Source organism: Prosthecobacter sp. (assembly GCF_049294395.1).
Lineage (GTDB): Bacteria > Verrucomicrobiota > Verrucomicrobiia > Verrucomicrobiales > Verrucomicrobiaceae > Prosthecobacter.
Genome location: NZ_JBAQCR010000168.1, coordinates 1 through 25894, shown reverse-complemented (window position 1 = coordinate 25894; position 25894 = coordinate 1). Strand labels below are relative to the sequence as shown.

Sequence of the window (25894 nt, the reverse complement as noted above, 5' to 3'; positions counted from 1 at the left end):
GTATGCGATTCCTTACTTCGCCTTCCTGCGTCGCGTCGAAGAGCCGCAGACGGACCAGAGCACGACCACGGCGGGCATCACCTTCGGCGCCCTCGCCCGCTCACGCACCTTCCTGCTGCTCTGCCTGGTGTTCCCCGTGTTCGTCTTTGGCCTCTGGCTGCTCTACGGCTGGCTCCCGGCCTTCCTGCACGACAAGTTCCACCTCAACCAGGCCGACGCCGCCTTCAACGCCACCGTCTTCCTGCAAACCGCAACCTTCGCTGGCGTCATCGGCGGCGGCATGCTCGCCGATGCGCTTTACCGTCGCACTAAAGCCGCGCGCTTCTGGCTCATGGTCTGCGGTCTCGTGCTTTCCGCGCCCTGCATTCATGCGCTCGGAAACAGCGACACTCTCCTCGTCACGCGCATCGCCGCCACCGGCTTCGGCCTGTTCAGCGGGCTCTTCATCGCCAACATTTTCTCTGCCACCTTCGACATCGTCTCCACCACCGCCCGCGCCACCGCCGTGGGCATGCTCAATTTCTGCGGTGCCATCACCTCCGGCTTCGCCACCCTCTTTGGCGGCATGTGGAAACAGACGCTCGGCATCGACCGCCTGCTCTCCATCACCGCCCTCGCCTACCTCGTGGCCGGTGCCGCCCTGATCCTCGGCATCCGCACTTTTTTCCCACGCGATCTCGCCCAAACCCAGGCCTCGGCATGAAGCTCTCTCCCTTGTTCCACATCGCATGAGACTCCTGGACTGGCTCGTCATCGCAGCGTACGCCGGCGGCATGCTGGTCATCGGCCAGTACTATGCACGGCGCAACAAGACCACCGATGACTACATGCTCGGCGGCCGGCGCATGAGCCCCTTCGCAGTGGGGCTGTCGCTCTTCGCCACCCTGACGAGTGCGCTCTCCTACCTCGCCGTGCCTGGAGAGATGATCAAACACGGGCCCATGCAGCTCGTGCAGTATGCGGTTTTTCCACTGATCGGCATCGTCGTCGGCTGGGGCCTTATCCCCTTCATCATGCGCCAGCAGGCCGCCAGTGCCTATGAGATGCTGGAGCAGCGCTTCGGGCCGAGTGTGCGTTTGCTCGGCGCATCAATGTTCCTGGCGATGCGCCTGGGCTGGATGGCGACGATCCTCTATGCGACTTCTGACAAAGTCCTCGCCCCCATGCTCGGTCTCGGCCCGCAGGCAACGCTGCTCGCCAGCGTGGTCATGTGCGTCGTCACGCTCATCTACACGGCAGAAGGCGGGCTGCGCGCCGTCGTCCTCACCGATGCGGTGCAGTCGTTGATCATGCTCGGCGGCGCGGTCGCGGTGATCGTGATTGTCACCGTGGATCTCGGTGGCGTCTCCGCGTGGTGGCCGCATCAATGGGCGGCGCATTGGGATGAGCCGCGCTTTGGTTTCGACTCGACCACGCGCATGACATTCCTTGGCATGATCATGTCTTCATTCGCATGGTTTGTCTGCACCTTCGGTTCCGATCAGATGGCGATCCAGCGCTGGCTCGCCACGCGCGATGCGCGGGCGGCTCGCAGATCCCTCTTCACCACGCTGGCTTCGGAAGCCTTGGTCGGCATCCTCCTCGGGCTGGTCGGCCTCTCACTCGTCGGTTATTTCACCCGGCATCCCGAGTTGTTCACCGAATCCGCCAGCCTCGTCACCGGCGCTGACCGTTTGTTCCCGCGCTTCGTCATGGTCGGCCTCCCTGCTGGCATGACCGGCGTGATCATCGCCGCCGTACTCGCCGCTGCCATGTCCAGCCTGTCCTCAGGCATGAACTCCTCCTCCCTGGTCATCACCGAAGACTTCATCGTGCGCTTCCGCTCATCACCGCTCACCGATGCCGGCCGCATGCGGCTGGCCCGCTGGATTTCAGCCACCATCGGCATCGCCGTGATCCTCATCAGCCTGCTGGTCAGCCGCATCGAGGGCAATCTCCTCGATGTCTGCTTCCGCGCCGTGAATCTGCTCACCGCGCCGCTGTTCGTGCTCTTTTTCCTGGCCATGTTCGTTCGCCGGGCCACGACCTTCGGCGCACTGGTGGCTGCTCTGGCCAGCATCGCCACGGCCGTGTGCATCGCCTATGCCACTCCTCTGGGTCTGCCCCCCATCAGCATCATGTGGATCATGCCGGGATCGTTTGCCACGGGCGTGGTCTGCGGCAGCCTCGCCAGCCTGCTGCCCATCGGTCGGCCTTCAAAAAACATGGCACCATGAACCGCCTCCTCCACACGCTCATCGTTGCAGCAGGACTGACATGGTCATCTCCGCTACTGGCTCAGAATGCACCGCTCGACGTGCTGGTCATCGCTCCGCATCCCGATGACGAAGTGATCGGCTGCGCCGGTGTCATGCTCCGGGCGCTGGAGCAGCACAAGCATGTCGGCGTCGTGGTCATCACCAGCGGTGATGGCTATCCGGCCCTGGCAGCAGCCGCCGCCAAGAAGGACCGCGACCACCTCACCGCGGCAGATTTCATCAGCGCCGGCGCTCTGCGGCAGCAGCATTCCGTGCGGGCGCTGGCGCGCCTCGGTCTGCCGAAGGACGGCTTGATCTTCCTCGGCTATCCCGATTCAGGCTTGGAAAAAATCTACGCCATGGACGGCAGCACACCGTTCCGGCAGATGTTCACGCAGAAGAGCGCGACCTATGGCGTGACCGCGCCTGACTATCATTCCACCATGCACGGCCAGCCCGCGCCTTATCTCAAAGCAAACGTGGTGGGTGACATCGCGGAGATCATCCGCAACCGTCAGCCAAAGGAAATCTATGTCACGCATGAAGCCGACACCCATGGCGATCATCGCACGGCCTTCCTGTTCGTCCGCGATGCCATCCTCTCCGCCGGCTACCACGGCGATTTCTTCACCTACGTCGTCCATGGCGCTCCACCCGCCTCTGCTTCCGACCGCCGCGTGACATTGACCCCGGCGCAGTTCGAAACCAAACGCGCGGCCATTCTAGATCACCAGCAGGGCACTTCACCCATCCACGACCACCTCGCCGATGAATACGCCAAACCCGAGGAGTTGTTCTGGAGGGTGCGCGTGGAACCTGCGTCGAAGTGAGAAAACCGACTTCCCCAATGAGCCAACCCTCAGCCATGCCTTCACCGCTGAACCGCCGCACGTTTCTGCACACCAGCGCAGGCGCCTTGCTCAGCACCCGCCTGCTTCACTCTGCCACCGCAAACACGCAGCCGGTGGAATTACCCGCCGCTCATCGCGAGCTGATGCAGCAGCGCCGCCGCCGCATCGTGGTGCAATACGATGCGAATGACACGATGTGGAGCTACTGGAAGCACAACCGCAACGGAGACACTTCCTTCCCTCGCTTTCGCGATGCCGTCTTCTCGTATGCAGACGAGCCCGGCAGTCAGATTGATGCCATCTGGTGGGACATCGGCGGCAGCCCTCTCGGCTGTTCCTACCCCAGCAAGATCGAGCCGCCGGTGGATCATCCTCTATTAAAGCAGTGGCTGCGTGACGGAGTGGACTGGGTCGAGCAGCTCATCAATGAAACCCGCCGCCGCAAACTGGAAGTCTTCTGGAATCACCGCATCAGCGAAGTCGAGTGCCTGCCCGAGGGCGGCCTCTCCAAGCAGCCGCATCCGCTCAAGGTCGCACATCCCGACTGGGTCGTTCCCGCCTCCTGGTGGCCGCAGGGCATGTGGAATCTCACCGCCGCCGGACTGCGCGAACACAAGGTGAATCTCCTGCGTGAACTCGTCACTCGCTACGATCTCGACGGCATCCAGATCGATTTCTCCCGCCACATTCCCTGCCTGCCCGTCGGTCATCAGTGGGAGCTGCGCGATCACGCCACCGAGTTCATGCGCAGCGTTAGGCGGATGCTTCTCGACGTCGCCGAGAAGCGCGGACGTCCTCTCCTGCTGGCGGCCAAGGTGCCGCAAACACTCGCCGGTTGCCACGCCGACGGCTTCGATGTGCAGTTCTGGGCGGAGCAGCATCTCGTCGACGTCCTCACCCTCGGCTCACGCACGATGGATGTCGATGTGGAAGGCATTCGCGCGGCGGTCGGCAGTGGCGTGCAGCTTCAGCCCTGCGTGGATGATCATCACGCCACCGACGGCTATCGCTACGGTTCCATCGAGTACTTGCGCGGCGTCTTCGCCAACCACTTGCAACGCGGCGCTGACAGCGTGACCACGTTCAACTGGTCCATCGGCACCGCCGCCGCCTGCCTCATCACCGGTTCAGATCCAGGTCCTCCGTCGCATCAGGCCGCCTACCATGAGGCTGGCACACTGCAAACGATGGCAGGCAAAAACAAGTTCTTCGCCGTCGAACGACGTGGCGGCTATCCCTGGGCAGACGGCTTCTTCAACCGCAACGACACCGCTCCCCTGCCCCATTCCTTCTCCGACGATCCACGCGCAGCGAAGTTCACCCTGCACATCAGCGATGCACCACCCACTGACGCTGTGAAGGCCAGCCTCACCCTCCGCTGCATTCTGTTTCAGGCCACCGAGGCCGATGCGATCAAACTCCGCTGCAACGGCACGCTGCTGCCCGTGACCACGCGTGATCCCGAATGGAAGGACGCGCAGATCTTCTCGCCCAAACCCCAGCCCACCTCCGGCTACAAACCGCGTCCCGTGAATCCCAAACAACGTCTGCTGCGGCTCGATTGCGCCGTGCCCGTAAGCGCATGGAAGCAAGGCGTGAACGAAGTGGAAGTCCGCCTCTCTTCCGGAAAATCCACCCTGCAGATCGAGAAACTGGAGGCCCATGTGAAGTATGAGTAAGGCGCACCTGATCACCGCTGAGAACCCTTGTTTTAAAACCCCATGAACGAACCCGTCGTCTATCTGAACACCGGCTTCCTGCCCGCCTCGCAGGCCAAGCTGAACATCTATGATCTCGGCATCGTGCTCGGCGCGACGCTCACGGAGATGACCCGCACCTTCCGCCATCAGCCCTATCGCGCCATGGATCATGTGGCGCGGCTCTACCGCTCCTTGAAGTATGCCGGCATCGCGCTGCCCCTGTCACCGGAGGAGATGCTGGCTAAAACGAACGAGCTTGCCGAAACGAACTGCAAGCTGCTGCGGCCGGACGAGGATCTCGGCATCGTCCATTTCGTCACCCCTGGAGAAAACGCGCTCTACGCCGGCTCCGCAGGCGCTGCAGGTCCCATGTCACCGACGATCTGCATTCACTCCTTTCCCCTGCGCTTCAGCATGTGGCGGCATCTTTTCGTCGAGGGCGCGCATGTTGTCACGCCCTCCATCCGCCACATCCCGCCACAATGCGTCGAGCCGAAGATGAAGAACCGCAGCCGCCTGCACTGGTTCCTCGCCGACAAACAGTCGCAGGCCGTCGATCCGCGCGCCATCACCCTGCTGCTCGATCTCGATGGCAACGTCACCGAGTGCGCCGGCTCCAACTTCGTCATCGTCAAAGACAGCACCATCATCTCCCCCACGACGCGCAACATCCTCTGGGGCGTCAGCCTGCAGACGGTGAAGGAGCTCGCAGCAGGCATCGGCATGCAGTTCATCGAAAAAGACTTCCAGCCCTACGATGTGATCAACGCCGACGAAGCCTGGCTCACCACCACGCCCTACTGCCTGGCCCCCTGCACCAAGATCAACAACATCCCCATCGGCACCGGCAAACCCGGCCTCTGGTTCAATACCATGCAGTCGGCCTGGAGCGAACGCGTCGGCATGGACATCGAAACACAGCTGATGCGATCCGCCCTTTGAACCTCATGAAGCCGCTCCTCATCTTCACCGCCATCCTGCTGGCGGCACTCGCCCCGCTTCATGGCGAAGCTCCCGATCCCGGCCAATACTCCGCCGAAAAGTTCGAGGTCAAAGCCACCCGCGGCCACAAGGCCGCCATGCGTGATGGCGTGAAACTGTCCGTGGATGTCGCACAGCCGAAAGCCGAAGGCCGCTTCCCAGCGATCCTGATCATCACGCCTTACAGCAACAATCCCGGCTTTCAGAAACGCGCCGCATGGTTTGCGAAACGTGGCTATGTCGTCGCCGTCGCAGACTCGCGGGGGCGGTTTGATTCGGAGGGCACCTGGGACCCATTTGATCCGAAGCACAAGACCGATGGCTATGATCTGGTCGAGTGGCTGGCCTCGCGCCCGTGGTGCGATGGCAAAGTCGGCATGATGGGACTGTCCTTCATGGGCTGGGCGCAGTGGTGGACGGCCACGCAGACTCCGCCTTCGCTGAAGGCCATCGTGCCGGAGGTCGCGCCGCCGGATGCCATGTTCAATGCCCCGTATCAAAACGGCGTGCTGGTTTCCTGGATGCTCGACTGGGGCGGTGCCAATGCGGGGCGTGTCGGCCAGACCATGGGACCGGGGCCGTATGGCGGCTTTGCCTCCGAAGAGCGCCGCCTCGCGGACTACATGCAGCTGCCCTACCTGAAGCTGAATGAACTGCGCGGCGCGCTTGATGCGCCATGGTTTGAGAAGTGGATTCGCGGCAACACGTCATCGGATCCTTACTGGCAGGGCATCGCTTATCAGAAGCCGGAGGAGTATGCGAAAGTCACCGTGCCATCCCTCGCGGCCACGGGCTGGTTTGACGCCGACTTCCCCGGCGCGCCGATGAACTTCCTCGCCATGAAACAGCATGGCGCGACCCTTGAGTCACGCCACCCACGCATGGTCATCGGCCCCTGGCAGCACATCATCAATTCCAGCCGCAAGCTCGGTGCCTTCGACTACGGCGAGCAGGCGGTCATCGACTGGGATGGCTATGTCTGCCGCTGGTTTGATCACTGGCTCAAAGGCATCGACAACAACGTGATGAACGACGCGCCGGTGCACGTCTTTGTCATGGGCCGCAACCAATGGTCCGCCGAGCAGGACTGGCCTCTCCCTCAGACACGCTGGACCAAGTATTACCTCCACAGCGGCGGCCACGCGAACTCACTCAACGGCGACGGCACGCTGGGCACCTCACCGCCCGCAGCGGGAGAGCCCGCGTCCGACTCCTATGTCTATGATCCCGCCAAACCCACGCGCTCGCCCTTCACCGGCGGGCATCTGGAAGACGGCGCCGCCGACACGCGCAAGTCATCCGCCGGCCCCGACGTGTTAGTTTATACCACACCGCCGCTGGAGGAGGAAGTCGAAGTCACCGGCCCCATCACCGCCAAACTCTACGCCGCCACTTCCGCCCGTGACACCGACTGGATGGTCCGCCTCATCGACGTGCAGCCAGACGGCTTCTCCGCCATGCTTTGCGAAGGCGTCATGCGCGCCCGCCATCGCGACCCCGACCACAACGGCTCGTTCAATCCGGCGAAGCTCAGCCTCATCACGCCCGGTCAGGCCCATGAATACACCATCGAGTTCTGGCGGGCGACTTCCAACGCCTTCTTGAAAGGCCACCGCATCCGCGTCGAGATCTCCAGCAGCTTCTTTCCCTACTACCTGCGCAACCTCAACACCGGCGCGGACAACATCGGCCTCGAAACCACCAGCGTCGTCGCCACGCAAAAGGTCATGCACAGCACCGGCCAGGCCTCCCACATCGTGCTGCCGGTGATTCCTCGCAAACACCCATGAGCACGCAAATGAAAGCCCTTCTCTGCATCGCCCTCCTTCTCGGCCACTCTCGTGCTGCCGAGCCACAGGACATCGCCTTCAAATCCACGCTCGATGGCACCGAGCAGCGTTACGTGGAGATCCTGCCAGAATCCTTTGAGCCCATGATGGCGCATGATGTGTTGATCGCCTTTCACGGCCACGGCTCCGACCGTTGGCAGTTCATCAAAGACTCACGCGGCGAGTGCAAAGGACTGCGCGATGTTGCCGAAACGTTTGGACTCATCTTCATCTCGCCCGACTACCGCGCCAAAACCTCGTGGATGGGCCCCGCAGCGGAAGCCGATTTGCTGCAGATCATCAGTGAGTTGAAGAAGCGCCATCATGTGAACCGTGTCTTCATCGCGGGTGGTTCCATGGGCGGCACCGCCGTGCTGACCCTTGCCGCGCTGCATCCTGAATTGGTCGCAGGCGTGTGCAGCCTCAATGGCATCGCGAACCTCGTGGACTATGACAAGTTCCAGGACGCCCGCACGGCTTCCTATGGTGGCTCAAAAACAGAGAAGCCCGATGAATACAAAAAACGCAGCGCGGAGTTCTGGCCGGAGAATTTCACCATGCCGGCGGCCTTCACCACCGGCGGCAAAGATGATGTGGTGCCACCGCAGAGCGTGCTGCGACTTGCGGAAAAGTTGAAGCAGGCCAAACGCAAGGTCCTGAGCATCCACCGCGAAATGGGCGGACACTCGACGACCTATGAGGACACCGTCGCTGCGATGGAGTTCGTGCTCCGTGAGGCAGGCGCACTGACGTTTGAGCAGGAAGGTGTGTGGATGGCGAAACTAGCCACGTCTCCGATGATCCAACGTTCCAATGCCGAACGGGACCGTTTGACCGCAGACATGGGCCTTTTCTCCGCAGCGGTGGAACACGCACTGTCCTTCGACACCGCCTTTTCACCCTCAGACATCCGGCTCATCGAACGTGCCGTCGAGCGCAACAAAGAACGTGCCGTCTCTGCGACGGCTCCGTGGACCACCAAGCACGGCAAAGTCATTCGCGGCTACGTCTCCGCCATCGATGGCTCAACGCAGCCCTACGGCGTGATCCTTCCCAAGAGCTACGACGGCTCCAAACCCATGCGGCTCGATGTGGTGCTGCACGGCAGCTCCAAACCCGTCGGCATGAGCGAGCTGAAATTCATCAGCCGTTTCGATGAAGGCGACGAAGAAAAAGGCAACGCACCCGATATGGACTACATCGAGCTTCACCCGCTCGGCCGCGTGGAAAACTGCTACCGCTGGGCCGGCGAGACGGATGTGTTTGAAGCCATCGAGGCCGTCTGCCGGAACTACAAGATTGATCGCGACCGCATCGTGCTGCGCGGCATGTCGATGGGCGCTTCCGGCACCTGGCACCTCGGCTTGAAGCACCCGGACCGCTTCGTCGCCATCGGCCCCTATTGCGGATACGTGGACACGCACCGCTTCTCAGAAACTCCGATCCCCGGCTTCATCAAGGTCGGTCCGCTGCCACCGCATCAGGAACTCGGCCTGCACATGCTCGACTCCGTGGACTACGCCGCAAACGCCACCATGGTGCCGGAGATCGCCTGCATCGGCGACAAGGACACCTTCTTCCAGGCGCACGTCATCATGGGCCAGGCCTTCGCCAAAGAGGGCGTTCCGTTCACGAATCTCATCTCGCAGGGTACCGGCCATGTCATCGATCCCAAGACGCACGCCGAGCAGATGCGCCGCATCGGTGAATACGCAGCAAAGGGTCTCGATCACGATCCGCAGCAGCTTCGCTTCGTCACCTGGACGCTCAAATACAACCGCTGCCACTGGCTCGAACTCCTCAGCCTCGGCAGACACTACGAACGTGCCGAGTTCCGCGCCAGCGTGACTGCCGATGCCATCGACGTCAGCGAAGTCCGCAACATCACCCGCTTCGCCATCCATCGCCTCGTGAAGACGATGCGCATTGCCGGTGCCAACATCCCCCTGCCACCGCACGCCGCCGATGACGCCCTCGTCTTCACCAAGACCGGCGATACCTGGCGCTGCGATGGCCCGCGCCAAGAGATCAAGCTCACCGGCAAGCAACCCGGCCTGCAAGGCCCCATCGACGACGCCTTCGCCACGCCCTTCCTCTGCGTGCGCGGCACCGGCAAACCTTGGAGTACCACAGTCAACACTTGGGCCGCCGCCGAATTGCAGCGCTTCGAATACGAATGGGCCCGCTACATGCGCGGCCCCCTGCCCGTGAAGGACGATACCGAAGTCACCGAGGACGATGTGCGCGACAAGCACCTCATCCTCTTCGGCGATCCCGGCAGCAATTCATGGATCGCCAAAACTCTGCCGCAGCTCCCGCTCACATGGACTCGCGACGAGCTTCGGCTTGGCATGGAAGTACAATCCGCCCAAGATCATTCCCCAGCCTTCATCACCGCCAGTCCGCTCGCCAAAAACCGCTACCTCGTCATCAACAGCGGCCACACGTTTCACGAACAGGAATTCGCCGCCTTCAACTACCTGCTCTTCCCACGTCTCGGCGACTGGGCGGTGATCCGGGTGGGCGCAGAGGAAAAAATCATCCGCGCCGGATACTTTGACGAGGAATGGCGGAAGGCTGGCCTTGTTGCACCGTAGAATAGCTTTCTCATGCCCCGAATTCTCATCGCTGAATGCAAACAGGAAGTCTCCACCTTCAATCCCTTTTTGAGCGGATACGACGACTTCACGCTCCGTCACGGCCAGTCCATTCTCGACTACCACCGCCAGGTGCGCAGTGAGGTGGGCGGTGCCTTGAGCGTGTTCGATGCAACACCCGGCGTGGAACTCGTCCCCACCAGCAGCGCCCACTTCATCACCTCCGGCGGCACGCTCGCGGATGCGGCGTTTGAACGCATCGCGGGCGAGTTGCTCTCCAGCATCAAGGCCGCACCGCCGGTGGATGGCATCTACTTTTCCCTCCATGGCGCAATGGCAACGCAGAGCCTGGATGACCCGGAAGGCTGGCTGCTGCAGCAGACGCGCAAGATCGTCGGCGAGCACGTGCCCATCGTCATCTCGCTCGATCTCCACGGCATCCTCACCGACCTCATGCTCGAGCAGAGCGATGCCGCCGTGGCCTTTCACACCTACCCCCATGTCGATTTCTTCAGCACCGGCGAGCGTTCCGCGCGCCTGCTCCTGCGCATCGTCGCTGGCGAGGTGAAACCCGTCACTGCCAAGGTGCGCGTGCCCGCCCTCGTGCGTGGGGATGAACTCATCACCGCCTCCGGCTCCATTCGCCACGCCGTGAATGCCGCGATGCAGGTCGAGCAAAGCGCAGGCGGACTCTCCGCCGCGATGATGTGGGGCAATCCCTTCACCGATGTTCCCGCCCTCGCCTCGAACAGCTTCGTCGTGACGGACAACGATCCCGCCCTCGCCGAACGCGAAGCCCTGCGCATCGCGGCCTTGTTCTGGGAACATCATGAAAAGATGCAGGTACCCCTCACCAGCCTCGCGGATGCCGCGCGTCAGGCAATCGAGAATGCCTCCGGCACCGTCGTACTGGTGGATGCAGCAGATGCCACGAGCTCCGGTGCCTCCGGCGACAGCAATGCGATCCTTCGCGCCCTGCTCGACGCAGGCTATGCCGGCACCGCCTTGGTCCCCATCGTCGATCCCGCTGCGGTGGAAGCCGCCTTCAGCGCAGGTGTGGGCCACGCAGTCAAAACCACCGTCGGCGGCGCTCTCGATCCCGCCCGCTTCACACCACTTCAAGTCGAAGGACGCGTGCGCATGCTTTCAGACGGCTGGTTTCACAGCGAGACCACCCGCGAGCTCTGGCAGGCCGGACCCACTGCCGTGATTCAAGCGGGCAACATCACGCTCATCGTCACCAGCCGCGCGGTCAGTCTCTATGATCGAGCCCTGTTCCTCGCGCACGGTTGCGATCCCCAGCACTTCGGCGCTGTCGTCGTGAAGTCGCCGCAGTGCGAGCGCCACATGTTCAAAGACTGGGCCGCACGCTACATCGATGTGGATGCGCCCGGCTCCACCAGCGCCAATCTCCGCAGCCTCGGCCACACCCGCTGCGCCCGCCCCATCTTCCCGCTCGATCCCGAAGTCCGCTTTCAACCCCAGGCCAAACTCTTCCAACGTCACCCATGAAAATCCGAGAAATCCGCTGCGCAGGTTTGCGCGGAGCCACCCCCGAAGGCGGCTGGAGCAACGAACTCCGCCCTGAAGACTGCGTCCACACACTCATCGCCGTCCACACGGATGAAGGTGCCGTCGGTCTCGGCAGCGTCTTCACCAACGATGCGCTCGTCCGTTCCGCTCTGGCCGTGCTCGAGCCACTCTATCGTGGCGAGAACGCCCTCGAACCCGAGCGCGTGAGCGAGAAGCTGCATCAAAACATGTTCTGGCTCGGTCGCGGCGGCTCCATCACCCACACCATCAGTGGCATCGACATCGCCCTGTGGGATCTCCTCGGCAAAGCCACCGGGCAGCCCGTCGGCCGCCTCCTCGGCGGTCGCTATCGCGAGCGCGTGCAGCCCTACGCTTCGCTGCTCATGGATGAACCAGCAAAGCTGCGCGATCATCTTCTCAAAGTAAAAGCCCAGGGCTTCCGCGCCTTCAAAATCGGCTGGGGTCCCTTTGGCCGACGCAATGCCGCCACGGACGAAGCCATCGTCCTCGCCGCACGCGAAGCCGTGGGTCCGGACAACAAGCTCATGGTCGATGCCGGTGGCAGCGACGCTCACTGGACCAACGGCTACAAGTGGGCCCTCAACACCGCCAAGATGCTCGCCGATTACGATGTGCACTGGTTTGAAGAAGCCCTCACGCCCGACTCGCTCGAAGACTTCGCCAAACTCCGCGAGCACTCACCCGTGCAGATCAGCGGCGGCGAGGTCCTCACACGCCGTCAGGCCTTTCAGCCCTTTCTGGAGGCACGCGCCTTCGACATCATCCAGCCCGATGTCACCAAAGTCGGCGGCATCAGCGAAGAGCGCCGCATTGCCTGGATGGCGCAGGAGCACGGCGTGCAGTTCATCCCTCACGGCTGGAACACCGCCGTCGGCCTCGCCGCAGATCTCCATCTCGCATCCGCCTTCCCCGGCACCGATCTCGTGGAATACCTCACCGGCTCACCCTTCATCGACGAAATCACCCTCGGTGGCTGGACCCTCGATGCCGACGGCATGCTCGCCATCCCCACCACCCCCGGCCTCGGCCTCGAGCTCGATCCCGACGTCGTGAAAAAATACACCGGCGGCGTGAAGCTCCTGGATTGAGGCTCCCGTTCCAGACGACCGCGCAGCATCCATCTGCAAAAGCAGCCCCTCGCAAAATGGCAGCGGGTGACGCGTGGCAGTCGATCTCCGCAGTCGATGATCTGTGGCCCTGAACCAAACCACTCCAATTGGAATTGATACCACGAGCCATTAATAACAGGTCTGTGTGCTGGGCCCGGCGAAGAGGTTTTCTCAAACCGTTGCGAGCCCAGCGCTCTGGGCGTAGGTCGGTCGTGTTTGGCGTCAAGCGTGTGTCCATCGCCTGCCGCCTCCTGCGCCAAACCGCCCGACTGCGAGGACGTTCCTACGCCGGGGTGTTTGCCATACGCTCATAGACGGGCGGGCTTCGCCACGACCGTCCTACGCTGTCATACCCACCCCATCTCGCGAAAAGGGCGGCTTGCCTGCAGGACTCGTTTTCAACTGAGCGTGGTATGACAATCACTGCTGGTGTCCCGGCACCTTGAATGATGCCAAGAAAAAAAACACGGGCGGAGAGAAGCGGCTGGTCTGATCGCACCTTGGATCGGTGCGGTGATCGTGGCTCTGTTCAAGCGTGTGAAACTTGACGCATTCAGCGCCACCACCTCTTCAAATCAAGAGGTGGCTCGGGACGGAATCGAACCGCCGACACGCTCAAAGCCCTTTTTTAGACCTGGAATAATTCCCCGTCCGGTCCGCTTTTCGGCCATTTCCCCTAGTGTGCGCAAAAGTTTGCGTATTTGTTTGGAATGTTTGCAATGTTTGCATTACCCTGAACTTGCAGCTGAACTATTTGCGAATTCGCTGCTGAACTTCGTCATGATCCTCCCCACCAAGGCCACCCTCGTCAAACATCCCCGCAGCCAGTTCTGGCAGGCAGAGTTTTATGCGTGGTCCAAGGAACAGGGTAAATGGGTGAGGACAATGAAATCCACCAAGGCCACCGATAAAGGCCGCGCCCAAAGCATCGGCGATGAGTTCCGGTCTTTCGCCCTCGCCGCATCCGGGCATCGAGGCTACACCGCCCTCTCGCGCGAGTTCGTGCTCGACACCCTGAACCACATCCTACGCATAGGCGGCCACCCCACGGTGGAGATCACCCGCAAATGGGGCGAATACTCGCAGGAATGGCTGGGCCTGCAGGAGCAGCGCGTGGAGGAGCGTTCCCTCGAATCCTACACCAGCCACGTGCGCCAGTTCACCCGTTGGATGGGTGCGGAGTCAGACATGTCACTGAACCTCATCACCGGCACCATGATGCAGGCGTGGTACTTCGACATGCTCGACGAAGGGAAGAAGGCCGCCACGGTGAACAACAACGTCAAGACGCTGCAGGCCGTGTTCGATCGCGCCCGCGCTGAGGGCTTCTGCCCCCGCAATCCCGCCGAGCTCATTCTCCGCCAGTACAGCGAGAAAGACATCCGCGAGCCCTTCACCCTCGATGATGTCGCCCAGATCATCACCCACCTCGGCAAACACAAGGAGCACCTCGACTGGCTCACCGTCTCCCTCTTGGGCCTCTGCACCGGCCAGCGCCTGCAGGACTGCGCCACGGCCGCATGGAAGCATTTTAAGGCCAAAAGCGGCATGAGAGTCTGGACCCTCGTCCAAGGCAAGACTGGCACCACCGTGCAGATCCCCATCGTGGAGCCCTTGGAGTCTCACCTCCAGCGCCTTGCCACGCAGCGCCCCGGCCTGCTTCTGGCCCCTTCACTGGCAGACACACCGTCCGGCAGCCCCACGGGCCTCTCCGTGCAATTCAGCACCCTCCTGGACGCCGCCGGCCTCAAGCGTGAAAAGCGCGAGAAGGTCGAAGGCAGCAAGGGCCAGAGCTGGACCAACAAAACCTTCCACAGTTTCCGCCACACCACCAACAGTCTCCTCGCCAACGCCGGCATCTCCGACGACATCCGCCGGCGGATCACCGGCCACACCACCACCAAGATGAATCAGGTGTACACTCACATGGAGGCCAAGACCCTGCAAGAAGCCCTCCAAAAAGCCGTGTCAGATCAGATGAAGCCTTAGCCTCACTTTGGCGCGCTGAGAAATAGCTCAAACTCCGCCACCGCTTCCTTGCTCAGTGAAGAGTCAATTTCCTTCCGCTTGATGGGACCGTCCCAGAAAAACGAGTTCCGCAGCAGCCTCGCGCAATACTCAAACGCAAAGACGTGGTTCGTTTTCATCAAGTCGATGAAGTTTTGCACCTTCAATCCGCCGTAGCAGTACCGCTTCGCACACTGGTGCAAATCGTCCACCACATCCGGCCCGGCCAGATCCAGCCCCAGAGAATCATACGACACCTGGAAGATGCCCGTCTCCTGCCCGGTGATCAGCTTCATACTGCGCTTGTTGGTTGTGTCCACACCGCAGTTCCACTTCCACGAGCTTTCAAATCCAGCCAGGCAGCGCAGCAGCTCACCCATGGCCGCCCGGCGGTGCAGCGGGGATTTCCACGGACCCAGCAGCGGAGCCAGCCGGTTAAACACGTCCTCAGGGTCCTTGTTCGGTGCAAAGATTTCCTCCGGCGCACTCTTCAGCCACGCCACCAGCTCATCCAGAAACCCCACCGGAGGTTTGCCCCGGCCCCTGACATTTCGCAGCAGTTCCTTGTATTTCATGGCTCAGACGGGGGTGGAGTTTTCATCAAAATGAATCCGACCACACACCCGAGCAAAGCCGCCGCCACCAAGTACACCTTGGTGGCGGCAGCCGTCGCACAGATGGCAGTCGCTAAAATCACTTGTCCAGGTAGATGGTCAGTTTCTTGGCCCCGTCACCGCTGGCCTCAGTGACCGTCGAAGTCGCCAGCGTGGTGCCCGTCGTGGCCTTCACCGCGACCGTCGTGTCCAGCGTGCCCAGCACCGTCCCCGTGGCATCCGGCAGAGCCACCGGCAGGCCAATCAACGAGCCGTAGCCCGCCGTGATCGTGTCCGCCGTGCTCGCCGCCACCCACCCCGCTCCCGTGATGCTGGTGATCGTCTTGAAGGCCTTTGTGCCATACACCACCGTGCCGCTGGAGGGTGTCAGCGTTTCCGTCAGCGCCGCCCCATTGTAGTCCGTGCCGACGAAGATCACCGTGCCCAGCGTGTCCGCCGTGCTCACCGCCGTGTGCGTCACCGAGACATTGCGCGCCTGATCCGGCTGGTTGGCGATCGTGTAAGCACCCACCTGCATATTGGCCGAGGCCACAGCCCGGGCGGCTTCGACCGCCCGTGGAGTGCCCAGATACAGTTTACGCAGCACCCCGGCGCCAGACTCGCGGGACACCACACTCCACGTGCTGCCGTTGGAATGCAGCTCCACACTCTGGTATTGGCGCGCCAGCACATAAGTCGTGGCCCCATCGATGGTCTGGCTGCCGTAGGCATCAATCGTCACCTCGTTGCTGCCGCTGTCGATCTTCTTGATCACCACCACGCGGTACGCCTTGGGGCTCACCGCTGGCAGGCTGATTGTGAACGCGGCCCCCGTGGCCGAGGCCAGCACCGTGTGGTCCTCCGTCTGCACCGTGTAGGCCACCGTTACCGTGCGAGAGTTCGCATTGTAGGAGATTCCCGGCTTGCTGTTCGTGATGTTGGCGATCTGTGCGGACGCCGGCGTGACGCTGGCGCAGAGCGCCAGCCCGAGGATCATGGATAGGATGTATTTCATAGTTCTTGTGGGTTTGGGGTGGAAATTAGGGTTTCGTCGCATCACTGCGGATTCACAGGTCCCAGGGGGTTCTTGGGTGCCGTGAGGTTGTTCTTGAGCGCCTGCCCGATGGCTGCGTCAGCAGCTCCTGCCCAGGTGCCCGTGGTCAGGCCGCCCACGAGCGCTGCCTTCCCATCCTTGGCGAGGTTGCTGGCAAGTTTGTCCTTCTGCGACGGCGTCAGGCAGGAGGAAAGAATGATGCTTGTGGCAAGCAGTACAATGGGGGTCAGTTTCATAGGTTTGATGGGTGGGGGTGATCAGTTACGGTTTAGCAGCATGAATTGGGGAATGTCGTCGCTCGCCCCGAGCAGCAGCGGAGACACCGCCAGCTCACCCGGAGACACCTCCGCCGAGGGGATGCGCTCCAGCAGCCGGATGCCAGACGCAGACAGCGCCTTGTGCACCAGCTCAGAGCAAAACCACTTCCCATTGTCTCGCGCCGGGCGTTTGGTCAAAAAGCGCGCCACACTCCAGTAATCGTAAGGCATGCCGATTTGAGCCCGGGCAAAGCTGAGGGCAATCTGCCAGGTGAGATGGTTGGCACCGAGCACGTCAAACAGATCCACCGCAGACCATTCTTTGGCCGTGTATTCATGTTCGCGCACCCCGGCAAACTCGCGGGACTCGATCACCGTGCGCTCAGTTCCAGGCAGCCAGATAGCCGCATGACTGTAAATGCTGCGGGTCTGCCACTGGATCATGGTGGAAACAAAGCCGTTGCCCTTAAACAAGGCTACCTTGGGCAGAGCAGAAGGGGTAGGATTCATGTCTTGTGGAAAGGTGTGTTACCCGCACCGCTGGCGGCATCCCTCAAAGCATCAAAGCTCAGCGTCTCCAGCTTCTCCGCCCGCTTGGTCGAAAGCTCGATAAGTTCGGCAATCTGCTGCGCCTGGTTGTTCAGTGCGTCGCTGAAGCGGTTCACCGTCTCGATGCCCTTGCCCCATACCGCCCGCAGAATCAGCACGATGAACGCCGCCAGCGCGATGATGAAGCCGATCAGCACCACATGCAGCGGCTGGATGGCCAGTTCCTGCGGGTCGATCGTGGCAAACTTTACCCACCACCCCGCCACCGTGGCAGCCACAAGCCCCAGCGCACTCACTGCCGCACCGATGATGCAGGTGGCCAGTGATATGGGCATGTCGAAGTGGGAGGGGTCGAGTTGAAATTTCATGGCGTTGGTTCCGGTACAGGCAGTCTCCCACCCTCAATCATCTGCTGCAGCGTTTTTGCCTGAGCTTTGAAAAACGGCGGAAACGCTTCATACACCACTAGTACATCGCCCCGCTTTGAATCAATGAGCGCAGAGAGTTGTGCATTCGTCTCAGCAGGCACCTGCCCAGCATCAATAAACGGTTGCAGGATGTCGGCAATGCCGCCCAGCACCGCCTCTGCATGCACCGTGATTGCATACTCCGTGTCCACCATCAGCCACAGCGAGCCATCTAGAGCGGTGACCCAGGGGAACAAGTATTGCGTGTCCTTCTCACCTCTCACCGAAGTCGGGCGCATCAGCCCCCACAGAGCATCGCTCAGAGGTTGGGCCGCAGGTGCTGGAATGTAGACAAGCATAGAATCACAGCGCAAAAGGAAACACACTCGCCAGCGCTGCCCGGAGCGCCGCTCGCTGTGTGATGTCATAGAAAGCATTCACCTCCACGACATAGGCCATGGAGCCAATGAACGCCTGCCCGCCGCCCAGGGCGTAGTCGCCAAAATTCACCACATCCGCCAGCGGGGCCGTCGCCGCAGAGGCAAGTTCCGCCGTATCCAGTCGGATGATGGAATTAGCCCCGTTGTACCACATCTCCAACCCATGGGCCAGAGAGGCGTCAGCGAAGTTCACATTTTGCTGGCCGTCAGCGTTATCCCACCTTCCAAAGGCGCCGGAAACCCCTAGATCAAACATCGTCGAGTTACCCGTCGCATTAGAAAAGAACCTCCCAAAACCCGTGCTCGATGTCGAGTGAACGCCAATCATGATGCTGAGTGGAGACGTTGGCGTTTCCAAAGACATCATCTGCGGCACCCCGCCAAACACGATTGCAGGAAGCCCCCCCCACTCACTCACCGCCGTTCCCAGCGTGGGTTGACTCAGCGCTACCGCCTGCACCAGGTTGTTGCTCCCCCGCTGATCGTAAACATATCGCAGCAGCGGCGTGCCCCCCATCAAGAACGTCGCCAGCGCATCCAGATCCAACCACCCGCTGGGCAGTGCTGCAATATCAGACTCCACCCCATCCTCCAATCTCGCCACCCTGACCAGTGGGCCACTGTAAGAAGTCAGCAGCCGCTTCGCCGGGCACCTCACCGCCGTTACATTCAGCTCATAATCATCTAGCACACCCACAAACGGCGCCGCCGCCGTGCCAGAGCGGACGGTCTCCATATGAAATCTGTCAGGCCAGAAGGGCATGGAATCAGGTGGTCTTGCAGACGAATTTCTTCCCCGTTGTCGCGCACAGCACGCTCATGCGTCCGGTGAACATCACCCCGGGCGGCATCTCATAGGCCACACCGGCTGCCACCAGGATGCCTTTGTCAGCCACGGCATCCGCATCCCACTCAAGAGTCATGGCCGTGTCAGACACGTTCTGAAACACAAAGCTGTGTTTCGGAGCCTGGGCCGCTGAGTACACATCTTGCGCGGTGCCGCCCGTCGTGATGCTCCCGGAAAAATTGCGCAACGGTAGTTGGATAGGTTTCATGCTTGGATAGGTATTCCTTTGGGTGGGGCGGATGGTGTCAAAGTGAAGGTGATGGTGAAATCCGCCCGAGCCTTCACGATGGACGACTTGGTAGATCCGGAAGTCGTCTGGGTGCTTTCACTTCTCCCAGGCGACGTTGGAGACGTCACGGAGGTGTCCGTGCCGCCTTGGCTCTGGATAGTTCGGGAGGAGGGAGAAGCCATGGTGTTTATCCTTCGTAGATCACTTCAGATTCGGAAGACCTGCCATAGGTCTGCTGCTGCTGGCTGCCCGCCGGAGTTTCAGTGGAGCTCGTTTTCGTGACCATCTGTGGAGTGATCTCTTGGTTTTCCTGCATCGTCTGCAGGTCCATCGTGTCATCGTAGACCTGCACCGTGAACTGAATCCCCTGCTCGATCGCAGCCAGGTAAAGACCTTTTGTAAACAGCACCTCAGTAGCATTCGTCACCGCCAGCGCGGCTGTTTGAATGGTCTCTTGGAGTTTGGAAAGAGGTACAGCCATAAATCACCATCCATGTGGGGTGCACACTTGATTAGGCTGGCTGGATCCAGACCTCTCAAGCTTGGGTTTCATCGCTTCAATCGCCCGCTGGTAGTCGCTCCGCACGTCTCCTTTGTTGACGTCCGAAGACCACAGTTTGGAAGTGATCATGCCGGGCATGCAGATATTTACGAGGTGCGCCTCTTCCACCGCCAGCACCGGCAGCACGCGCGGAGTTGTCAGGTCGATCATGGACACCGCCGTCGGAAACAGCCGCAGATCAAACAACAGGTCAAAAGCCGTCGCAGGCACAGGCCACACACGCATGACAAACAGCGATGAAGCCAGCCCGGTCATGCCGCTCAGAGCCTCCATCCACCAGTACCGTGGAATGCCCAGTTCCAGCGCTTGTGGCTGCCAGCCTTGCCACTCGCGGGGCTTTCCGGCCATCATGCGGTGGCGGGTGTTGCCTTCGACCAGCACCATATCACCGCTCACGCAGTCATCATACGGCCCAAACTGCACCGAATCCGAGTACAACATCATCGAGGTGGCACCCGTGGGACCATTGTGGCTTGCCAGCAGGGTGTTCTCAGCCACCAGCCGCTGATACCGCCCGGAGTCACTTCCCACCTGCACCGTGTTGCCCAGGTGCGCAGCCTGCGTTGGAAAGGAGGCGAAAGCCACCGTGGCGCTGCCCGTCGTGCAGGTCAGGGTCTGTGTCAGCGGTGCGCTCAAAGTCTCCAGCCGTGGCTCCGCGCGGCGGATCTCCGGCAGAAACTCAACATACTCTGCCAGCCCGGTATTGATCGCATCAAAGATGCGCTGCTGCTCATCCGCAGGCAGCGTGCGGATGTCACCATGCGTCAGATTGCGGGTCATCCGCTGGGCCAGCTGCAGGGTTGTCATGGCGTCGAATCCCCCTGGTTAGTTTTCTTCACGATGGACGGGCTGGGTTCCAGCAGCCCCAGGGATTCTTTGGCCGCAGAGGCCGCAGCAGCAATGCCCGGGCGGGCAGTCTCAGACTTGAACAGATAATCGTTCGCGGCCCATTCGCGCAGCAGCGGCAGAAAGAGCAGTTCCACATACTTCGCCGGCAGGCGTATCGGCGCCGCATTGATCATGTCGGCCTCGGTAAACCGGAGGACGCTTTTGACGACATCCACATTCAAAACATAGTCAGCGCTCGTCGCCCATGGCAGGGTGATTTTGATGCTTGTCCGGTCGCCCTGCTGCAGGTCCTGCGCACAGTTCACCCAGTAGGCAGGCGGTTGAATGGCGGGAGCCGAACCCCCAAACCAGTAATCGACATAGTTGAGCAGCGCCTCACGGCTGGGAATCGGAGACAAAGTCTTGCCTCCCACCGCCGACACCGGCCCGATCACACTCTGAACATCATTACTCAGCGCGATTTCAGAGGTGCCCGTGGCAACGGTCACTTCCAGCTGCTCCTGATTGAAGTAGTTCAGTTTGTCCGCACGGCTCCAGATCAGCTGCATCACAGAATTGATTGCCGCCAAAATGCGCGTCCGTGCCAGATCGAGCGCCGTCGGCGACTTCACCTCGATGCGGAACAGCCCGTAAATATCAAGGGCCACATCCCACACCGTCAGCCCGACGACAGAATTACCAATCGTTGCCTCCGCCACCACAGTCAGGGTAAAACCAGTGCTCTCCAGCAGCACCTCCGCCTTCAGCAATGGCTCCAGCATGCTCAGTCCACACACAGCCTCCCCGCTGACTTTCCCTTCTAGGACGAGCACAGGCTCCGGCCCCGTCACCAAGTACGCATCCGCCTGCCCCGCGATGCTCCACACCGGCACAGTCAGTGCCGCAGCCGTCGTGAGACGCCCGATTGCAGCACAGATGATTGCGGGAGAGGCCATGGATTAAGGTCAGTTCAGCGTAATCGACAGGTCACCAATGGCCACAGACGGCGTGTCGGCCGCACCTGTGGTAGCCACGGGCAGATTCAGCGGGATCAGTGCCAGCATGTTGCCGCTGGTGGATGCATCATAAAGGGCGGCATGACTCCAAGATCCAGCAGCAGCCTGAGACCCTGCAAAGGTCTGTACTGCCCCGTTGGATTTTTTGGAACTCGTCGCCGCAGGCCAGTTGGTCGTGTTGTTCGTGATGGACTTGCGCGTATAGCTGCCGCCCGTCTGCTCACCGGTCAGTCCCGACTCACTCCCGCCCGTGCCAAGGGCCAGATAATGGGTGGCGATGGCCGTAAAACTCGCCCCGGTGAAGAGGTAGTTTAAAAACTCCTTCTGCAGGTATTTGCCAAGTCCGCCGCTTGAGTCCCAGCTCAAGCCACTGGCCGCGAAACTCGGCGTATCATTGATAGCGACTGCCTTGGTCGCGCTCAGCGCCTGGAACATCAGCAGATTCCCACCGCTCGCCGCATCAAATATGCCCAGATGGGACACAGTCCCCCAAACAGCCGTCGCCTGTGGAAAGGCGATTTCCAGCGCATTCACCAGCGGATCACCCTCCGTGGCAATGGCGGTAAAATTGGTGCCATCCGCAGTCACGGCCACCCGCGCATAGCCGCCGGCGGAAACTTCAGTCCCACCGCCGCTCACCGTCGGAGAGCTGGTGAACAAAGCAAAGTACAGCGTGGGCGGCTTGCCCCCCGGCCAGGATGTGGCGCCAAGGGCCAGATTGAGCAGAATGTTTGCGGTGTAGGTCGTGAGAGGCATGGAAGTGGCGTTGAGTTACGGGTTCAGGACCAAAGTAGTGGATTGATCGCGCGAGAAATGGCTGAAAAACAGATTCCCCTCGTCCATGGAACGAACAAGGGCTCCGTTGGTCACGACGCCAAGCTGAGCCACGAGAGTCTCCGTGTCCTTGAATTCATGGCCGAACACGTCTTTCCCGTCGCCGTCATAACTCCCATCGTAGGCGATGGATTCACCTGCCGGCAGTTCAGACGCGCACACAAACTCCACGGTGCTGATCTGATAGGCCCCGCTGGCGTACTTGCGCGTGGTGGGAGGGTCAGGTGGGGAAACCGGGTCTGCTTTTGATTTGAACTGCCAGAGCACCACGACCTTGACGCCAACAACATAACCGTCGGGGGCGGTGAACCGCTCTGGAACCTTGCACTCGACGCCCTGAACGAAAGACTTCCATTGAGAGGTGAAGACGTTCTTGGCGGGGGATTCAAAAGCAAAGCCAGGCTGCCGGTAATCCATCGGCATGTCAGAGCCTCGGAAAGGGAACTCACCCGCCACCGCAGGCCCGTTTGCCGCGATGCCGCTAAAACCACGGCCCTCCTTGCGGTCGTGCAGCGTCTTTTCGGTCATGTCATCGAGCGCGCCCATGGTTCAGAAAAAGGATGTTCGGGGGCCTGTCAGCCCCCATGAGAAGGTTTCAGGGCTAAAGCCAAGGTCATTGAAAAGACTCTGCTGGATCAAAGGCCGCTTTCCTGCCCCCACTTCCACGTAGGCAATCGGAAACAGTACGCTGCCTTCCCCCACGGTGAACTGATCCTCATCGTTCAAATCCCAGATAGGCGGCTGCACCGCATTGAGGTTTCTCACCCCGGAAATTTGAGCCCCTTGCAAGGCATATTCATGCAGACCCGAGACGAGCCAGTCGGTATTCACGCAGATCCACCCTTGGTTGATCTCGACAATGATGGCTTCCAGCAAGGCCACATCTACGCCAGACACACGGACGTTCCCAGCCCCCACCATCCACTTGTTGAGGCCAGCATACATCACCTGGAACGGATGCTGCGCCGCGAGGCCGGCAAACACTCCCGGCATTTGCGTCACCTTCACCTGGCCATCTTCCCCGGCATGATAGACCAGTTGCGGAGGGTGGTTGACTTCGTCCATGTCCAGCCTCCGCAAGATCGCGTGACGCTGCCCTGCAGCGTTGGTTGACGCATAGGAGATGCGGGAGTTGGGGTGATCCCTCTGCGGTGCAGGCTCGATGTCCAGCTTGTCATCTGACAGCCCGGTCTGGCAAGCATAGACGTTGCCGCAGAGTGAAAACACCAGCTTGCTAGTTCCCTGATCCGACTGCGCAGCAAGGTCTCGCGCCCGGTTCAGGGCGGAGACTTCATCTTGCGCTGCGCTGGTCGAAGCAGGGGGCATTTTACTTTGAGTCGGTTTTCTTGGGGGTTTTGGGGGCGGCCTTCTTTGTGGCGGCCTTGGGTTTGGGTGCTGCGGCTGGAGCTGCTGCAGCAGCAGGGTCACCAACGGTCAAGGATTCCTTGACCGTTGCAGTGTTGGTATCATCGCCAGCGGCTTTTTCGGTTTCAGTGGCGGTCGTGTCAGTCCCTTCGCTGCCTGTTTTTTCAGCTTCAGAGGTGCTCTCTTCCGTCACAGTCGTTTTTTGAGCCTCTTCTTTGGGGGTTTCTTTGGCCACAGCGTCAGTCACGACGGGCGTCTTTTCAGCCTCAGTCACCGGCTCATTGACCACCGGCGGGGTAGTTGTCGGCACAGCAGCAAGAGCTTTCTCCAACTCCGAAATTCGGGTGTCTTTCGTCGCAATGATGTCATTGCACTGCTTGGTAAATTCATCGACGCCAGCCTGCACGGCAGACATCGCTTTTTCGTGATCCGACTTCAAGACCGTGTCATTTTCGTCGGGCCGCTCGATGATTTGAACGTGCACGGTGTCAGGCACGCTCTTCACCGCTTTGGGCCAATGCTCGTTGAATTCGGCAATGGTGAGCTCGCGCCCAAGCCAGATGTGAAGGGGTTGGCCGTCAGGCCGCACAAATTGACCGTAACGCCCCGGAACAAACCGGGACCGCTCGGGGACATGGATGATGGCAGTGACTTTAGGCATGACGGTTACAGGTGAAAATTTAACAAGGCTGTCTCTTCACCCAAAAGGGGCAGGGCCTCGCGGCCCCACCCCAGGTTAAGGTTTGGTACTGTTAGGGCATCACTGCCCCGTTGGAGATTACGGGTGGTTCCAGCCGGGGTAGTTGCCCGTGTGGTGCAGGATGATCACACCCGGGAAGCGCTGACGGCGGTCAGAGCGTGGCTTCTGGCCAAAGATGGAGGCGATGTACGTTTCCGTGATCGCACCACCTTCCTGCGTCTGAATCATGCGTCGGTTGCGGAACTTCCCGTAGCCGCGGCGTGCAGCACGCCGGCCCAGACCGATGGTCTTGAACAGCGGCTTGCCCAGTTGGTTGGACGCATACACCAGCGCACCTTCAGGGTGCACCGTGGTGTTGATGTTGGCATCCCACGTCACACCACCCACGGTGCTGGCAGAAATGCCTGTGCCGTTGTTGGCCACAGTACCGAGGCGAGCATCCACAGTGATCTCGTTGCCGTTGTTCACGGTGCAACGATAGATGCACCACTTGCCGGGATCCACCGCAGCCGTTGCCGGATTGACGATGGTGACATAGAACTTGTTGCCGGTGATCAACTGGTGAGTTGTGGCCGTGGCGGCCACAGATTCACCGTTGCAGAATGAGATGGCCTTGCGCGGGAAATCGCGGAAGTATTGCATCTTGGTGATGGCGGCGCTCGTCGCATCGCCACCGCCCGTGATGCCACGGCCGCCACCAGTGAGGTCGGCAGAGGTGCCGTCCACGATCGCAATGCCCAGATAGGCTTTCGGATTGAGGAACGAACCCACAGGGCCCACACCGTCATGGTCCACAACCTTCCACTTTTTGAGATGGTGGCCGGAGACAGGGATGAGACCGCCCTTCACCAGCGCGTTGGACATGCCGTTGCTCGTGGCAATGGCCAGCAGACGCGCCTTGTAGTCAGGATCGACCTCGATCGAGGACGTGCCGAACTGGGTGCTCAGGAAGACCAGCGAGAACACTTCATTGCCCTCACCATCCACGCCGATCATGGCCGGTTTGCCTCCCATGCCTTCCAGCATGGCCCCGGCTGTGACCAGGTCATCGGGAGAGAGTCCATCGCCTGAGGTCAGGTTCTGAATGTCACCACGGCCGTTGACCACCAAGTGGTTGGTCGCAGAAACCTGATGCAGCAGGGAAAGCCCCATCTGCGAGGTTTTTTCGCGGCCCATCCACTTGCCGAGTTCCTCATTGTTGCCGTTCTCCAGGTCACCTCGCATGCCGAGGTCTTCTTCCATCATGAAGAAGGTGCTGGTGGCGTTACGGATGAGCCCCACCTGAAGGGTGTTGGTGCCCATCTTGATTTCTTCAAAGTCGTCCGCAGCCGTGTACAGGGCATTGCCC

General features: G+C 60.9%; 26 protein-coding genes. 10 read left to right on the top strand and 16 right to left on the bottom strand.

Going from position 1 to position 25894, the window contains the following annotated elements:
• The 10 genes from WAW39_RS11580 to WAW39_RS11535 form a co-directional block, all read left to right on the top strand.
• A partial coding sequence (locus WAW39_RS11580) for an MFS transporter (RefSeq protein ID WP_422318917.1) occupies positions 1–703 on the top strand: 703 nt, incomplete at its 5' end.
• A 25-nt stretch (positions 704–728) separates the two neighbouring features.
• Positions 729–2216, top strand: coding sequence for a sodium:solute symporter family transporter (locus WAW39_RS11575; RefSeq protein WP_422318915.1), 1488 nt, complete (start codon positions 729–731; stop codon positions 2214–2216).
• Entirely contained in the window at positions 2213–3067 is an 855-nt protein-coding gene (locus WAW39_RS11570; RefSeq protein ID WP_422318913.1) for a PIG-L deacetylase family protein, read from the top strand. Before WAW39_RS11575 ends, WAW39_RS11570 begins: the two co-directional genes overlap by 4 nt.
• Positions 3068–3084: 17 nt before the next feature.
• Positions 3085–4767, top strand: a complete 1683-nt coding sequence (locus tag WAW39_RS11565; RefSeq protein ID WP_422318911.1) for a family 10 glycosylhydrolase — start codon at positions 3085–3087, stop codon at positions 4765–4767.
• Between the two features lie 42 nt (positions 4768–4809).
• Complete coding sequence (locus tag WAW39_RS11560) at positions 4810–5730, top strand: aminotransferase class IV (RefSeq protein WP_422318909.1); 921 nt, start codon at positions 4810–4812, stop codon at positions 5728–5730.
• 5 nt (positions 5731–5735) lie between these two features.
• Entirely contained in the window at positions 5736–7559 is a 1824-nt protein-coding gene (locus WAW39_RS11555; RefSeq protein ID WP_422318907.1) for a CocE/NonD family hydrolase, read from the top strand.
• An 8-nt stretch (positions 7560–7567) separates the two neighbouring features.
• Positions 7568–10195, top strand: a complete 2628-nt coding sequence (locus tag WAW39_RS11550; protein ID WP_422318905.1) for a prolyl oligopeptidase family serine peptidase — start codon at positions 7568–7570, stop codon at positions 10193–10195.
• 12 nt (positions 10196–10207) lie between these two features.
• Positions 10208–11707, top strand: a complete 1500-nt coding sequence (locus WAW39_RS11545; protein WP_422318903.1) for a M81 family metallopeptidase — start codon at positions 10208–10210, stop codon at positions 11705–11707.
• A complete protein-coding gene (locus WAW39_RS11540; protein WP_422318901.1) occupies positions 11704–12837 on the top strand; it encodes a mandelate racemase/muconate lactonizing enzyme family protein in 1134 nt (377 codons plus the stop codon). Before WAW39_RS11545 ends, WAW39_RS11540 begins: the two co-directional genes overlap by 4 nt.
• An 801-nt stretch (positions 12838–13638) precedes the next feature.
• Positions 13639–14847 carry a tyrosine-type recombinase/integrase gene (locus tag WAW39_RS11535; RefSeq protein WP_422318899.1) on the top strand — a complete coding sequence of 403 codons (1209 nt, stop codon included), beginning with the start codon at positions 13639–13641 and terminating at the stop codon, positions 14845–14847.
• 2 nt (positions 14848–14849) lie between these two features.
• Here the strand turns inward: WAW39_RS11535 and WAW39_RS11530 are convergent, their stop codons facing one another.
• The 16 genes from WAW39_RS11530 to WAW39_RS11455 all read right to left on the bottom strand — a co-directional run.
• A complete protein-coding gene (locus WAW39_RS11530; protein WP_422318897.1) occupies positions 14850–15440 on the bottom strand; it encodes a hypothetical protein in 591 nt (196 codons plus the stop codon).
• A gap of 118 nt (positions 15441–15558) precedes the next feature.
• Complete coding sequence (locus tag WAW39_RS11525; protein ID WP_422318895.1) at positions 15559–16473, bottom strand: hypothetical protein; 915 nt, start codon at positions 16471–16473, stop codon at positions 15559–15561.
• Positions 16474–16514: 41 nt separating this feature from the next.
• Entirely contained in the window at positions 16515–16748 is a 234-nt protein-coding gene (locus WAW39_RS11520) for a hypothetical protein (RefSeq protein ID WP_422318893.1), read from the bottom strand.
• A gap of 21 nt (positions 16749–16769) precedes the next feature.
• Positions 16770–17279 (bottom strand): hypothetical protein, encoded by a 510-nt coding sequence (locus WAW39_RS11515; protein WP_422318891.1) that lies wholly within the window; start codon positions 17277–17279, stop codon positions 16770–16772.
• Positions 17276–17686 (bottom strand): hypothetical protein, encoded by a 411-nt coding sequence (locus tag WAW39_RS11510; protein ID WP_422318889.1) that lies wholly within the window; start codon positions 17684–17686, stop codon positions 17276–17278. The genes WAW39_RS11515 and WAW39_RS11510 overlap by 4 nt, the downstream gene beginning before the upstream one ends.
• Complete coding sequence (locus WAW39_RS11505; protein WP_422318887.1) at positions 17683–18084, bottom strand: hypothetical protein; 402 nt, start codon at positions 18082–18084, stop codon at positions 17683–17685. The genes WAW39_RS11510 and WAW39_RS11505 overlap by 4 nt, the downstream gene beginning before the upstream one ends.
• Positions 18085–18088: 4 nt before the next feature.
• Complete coding sequence (locus WAW39_RS11500; protein ID WP_422318885.1) at positions 18089–18928, bottom strand: arabinofuranosidase catalytic domain-containing protein; 840 nt, start codon at positions 18926–18928, stop codon at positions 18089–18091.
• A gap of 4 nt (positions 18929–18932) precedes the next feature.
• Entirely contained in the window at positions 18933–19220 is a 288-nt protein-coding gene (locus WAW39_RS11495; protein ID WP_422318883.1) for a hypothetical protein, read from the bottom strand.
• A gap of 208 nt (positions 19221–19428) precedes the next feature.
• Positions 19429–19722 (bottom strand): hypothetical protein, encoded by a 294-nt coding sequence (locus tag WAW39_RS11490; protein ID WP_422318881.1) that lies wholly within the window; start codon positions 19720–19722, stop codon positions 19429–19431.
• Positions 19723–19725: 3 nt separating this feature from the next.
• Positions 19726–20610 (bottom strand): hypothetical protein, encoded by an 885-nt coding sequence (locus tag WAW39_RS11485; RefSeq protein ID WP_422318879.1) that lies wholly within the window; start codon positions 20608–20610, stop codon positions 19726–19728.
• Positions 20607–21587 carry a hypothetical protein gene (locus WAW39_RS11480; RefSeq protein ID WP_422318877.1) on the bottom strand — a complete coding sequence of 327 codons (981 nt, stop codon included), beginning with the start codon at positions 21585–21587 and terminating at the stop codon, positions 20607–20609. Before WAW39_RS11480 ends, WAW39_RS11485 begins: the two co-directional genes overlap by 4 nt.
• Before the next feature lie 9 nt (positions 21588–21596).
• Complete coding sequence (locus WAW39_RS11475; protein WP_422318875.1) at positions 21597–22403, bottom strand: phage tail fiber protein; 807 nt, start codon at positions 22401–22403, stop codon at positions 21597–21599.
• 15 nt (positions 22404–22418) lie between these two features.
• Positions 22419–23027: a hypothetical protein gene (locus tag WAW39_RS11470; protein WP_422318873.1), complete on the bottom strand. Its 609-nt coding sequence runs from the start codon at positions 23025–23027 to the stop codon at positions 22419–22421.
• Positions 23028–23030: 3 nt separating this feature from the next.
• Positions 23031–23546 (bottom strand): hypothetical protein, encoded by a 516-nt coding sequence (locus tag WAW39_RS11465; protein WP_422318871.1) that lies wholly within the window; start codon positions 23544–23546, stop codon positions 23031–23033.
• Positions 23547–23808: 262 nt separating this feature from the next.
• A complete protein-coding gene (locus tag WAW39_RS11460; protein ID WP_422318869.1) occupies positions 23809–24507 on the bottom strand; it encodes a hypothetical protein in 699 nt (232 codons plus the stop codon).
• Positions 24508–24624: 117 nt separating this feature from the next.
• Positions 24625–25894 (bottom strand): hypothetical protein (locus tag WAW39_RS11455; RefSeq protein ID WP_422318867.1); only part of this gene is annotated, 1270 nt, incomplete at its 5' end.

Coding starts and splice junctions, on each gene's coding strand:
- WAW39_RS11575 (WP_422318915.1), top strand. CDS start 729: ATGAGACTCCTGGACTGGCTCGTCATCGCAGCGTACGCCGGCGGCATG.
- WAW39_RS11570 (WP_422318913.1), top strand. CDS start 2,213: ATGAACCGCCTCCTCCACACGCTCATCGTTGCAGCAGGACTGACATGG.
- WAW39_RS11565 (WP_422318911.1), top strand. CDS start 3,085: ATGAGCCAACCCTCAGCCATGCCTTCACCGCTGAACCGCCGCACGTTT.
- WAW39_RS11560 (WP_422318909.1), top strand. CDS start 4,810: ATGAACGAACCCGTCGTCTATCTGAACACCGGCTTCCTGCCCGCCTCG.
- WAW39_RS11555 (WP_422318907.1), top strand. CDS start 5,736: ATGAAGCCGCTCCTCATCTTCACCGCCATCCTGCTGGCGGCACTCGCC.
- WAW39_RS11550 (WP_422318905.1), top strand. CDS start 7,568: ATGAAAGCCCTTCTCTGCATCGCCCTCCTTCTCGGCCACTCTCGTGCT.
- WAW39_RS11545 (WP_422318903.1), top strand. CDS start 10,208: ATGCCCCGAATTCTCATCGCTGAATGCAAACAGGAAGTCTCCACCTTC.
- WAW39_RS11540 (WP_422318901.1), top strand. CDS start 11,704: ATGAAAATCCGAGAAATCCGCTGCGCAGGTTTGCGCGGAGCCACCCCC.
- WAW39_RS11535 (WP_422318899.1), top strand. CDS start 13,639: ATGATCCTCCCCACCAAGGCCACCCTCGTCAAACATCCCCGCAGCCAG.
- WAW39_RS11530 (WP_422318897.1), bottom strand. CDS start 15,440: ATGAAATACAAGGAACTGCTGCGAAATGTCAGGGGCCGGGGCAAACCT.
- WAW39_RS11525 (WP_422318895.1), bottom strand. CDS start 16,473: ATGAAATACATCCTATCCATGATCCTCGGGCTGGCGCTCTGCGCCAGC.
- WAW39_RS11520 (WP_422318893.1), bottom strand. CDS start 16,748: ATGAAACTGACCCCCATTGTACTGCTTGCCACAAGCATCATTCTTTCC.
- WAW39_RS11515 (WP_422318891.1), bottom strand. CDS start 17,279: ATGAATCCTACCCCTTCTGCTCTGCCCAAGGTAGCCTTGTTTAAGGGC.
- WAW39_RS11510 (WP_422318889.1), bottom strand. CDS start 17,686: ATGAAATTTCAACTCGACCCCTCCCACTTCGACATGCCCATATCACTG.
- WAW39_RS11505 (WP_422318887.1), bottom strand. CDS start 18,084: ATGCTTGTCTACATTCCAGCACCTGCGGCCCAACCTCTGAGCGATGCT.
- WAW39_RS11500 (WP_422318885.1), bottom strand. CDS start 18,928: ATGCCCTTCTGGCCTGACAGATTTCATATGGAGACCGTCCGCTCTGGC.
- WAW39_RS11495 (WP_422318883.1), bottom strand. CDS start 19,220: ATGAAACCTATCCAACTACCGTTGCGCAATTTTTCCGGGAGCATCACG.
- WAW39_RS11490 (WP_422318881.1), bottom strand. CDS start 19,722: ATGGCTGTACCTCTTTCCAAACTCCAAGAGACCATTCAAACAGCCGCG.
- WAW39_RS11485 (WP_422318879.1), bottom strand. CDS start 20,610: ATGACAACCCTGCAGCTGGCCCAGCGGATGACCCGCAATCTGACGCAT.
- WAW39_RS11480 (WP_422318877.1), bottom strand. CDS start 21,587: ATGGCCTCTCCCGCAATCATCTGTGCTGCAATCGGGCGTCTCACGACG.
- WAW39_RS11475 (WP_422318875.1), bottom strand. CDS start 22,403: ATGCCTCTCACGACCTACACCGCAAACATTCTGCTCAATCTGGCCCTT.
- WAW39_RS11470 (WP_422318873.1), bottom strand. CDS start 23,027: ATGGGCGCGCTCGATGACATGACCGAAAAGACGCTGCACGACCGCAAG.
- WAW39_RS11465 (WP_422318871.1), bottom strand. CDS start 23,546: ATGGACGAAGTCAACCACCCTCCGCAACTGGTCTATCATGCCGGGGAA.
- WAW39_RS11460 (WP_422318869.1), bottom strand. CDS start 24,507: ATGCCTAAAGTCACTGCCATCATCCATGTCCCCGAGCGGTCCCGGTTT.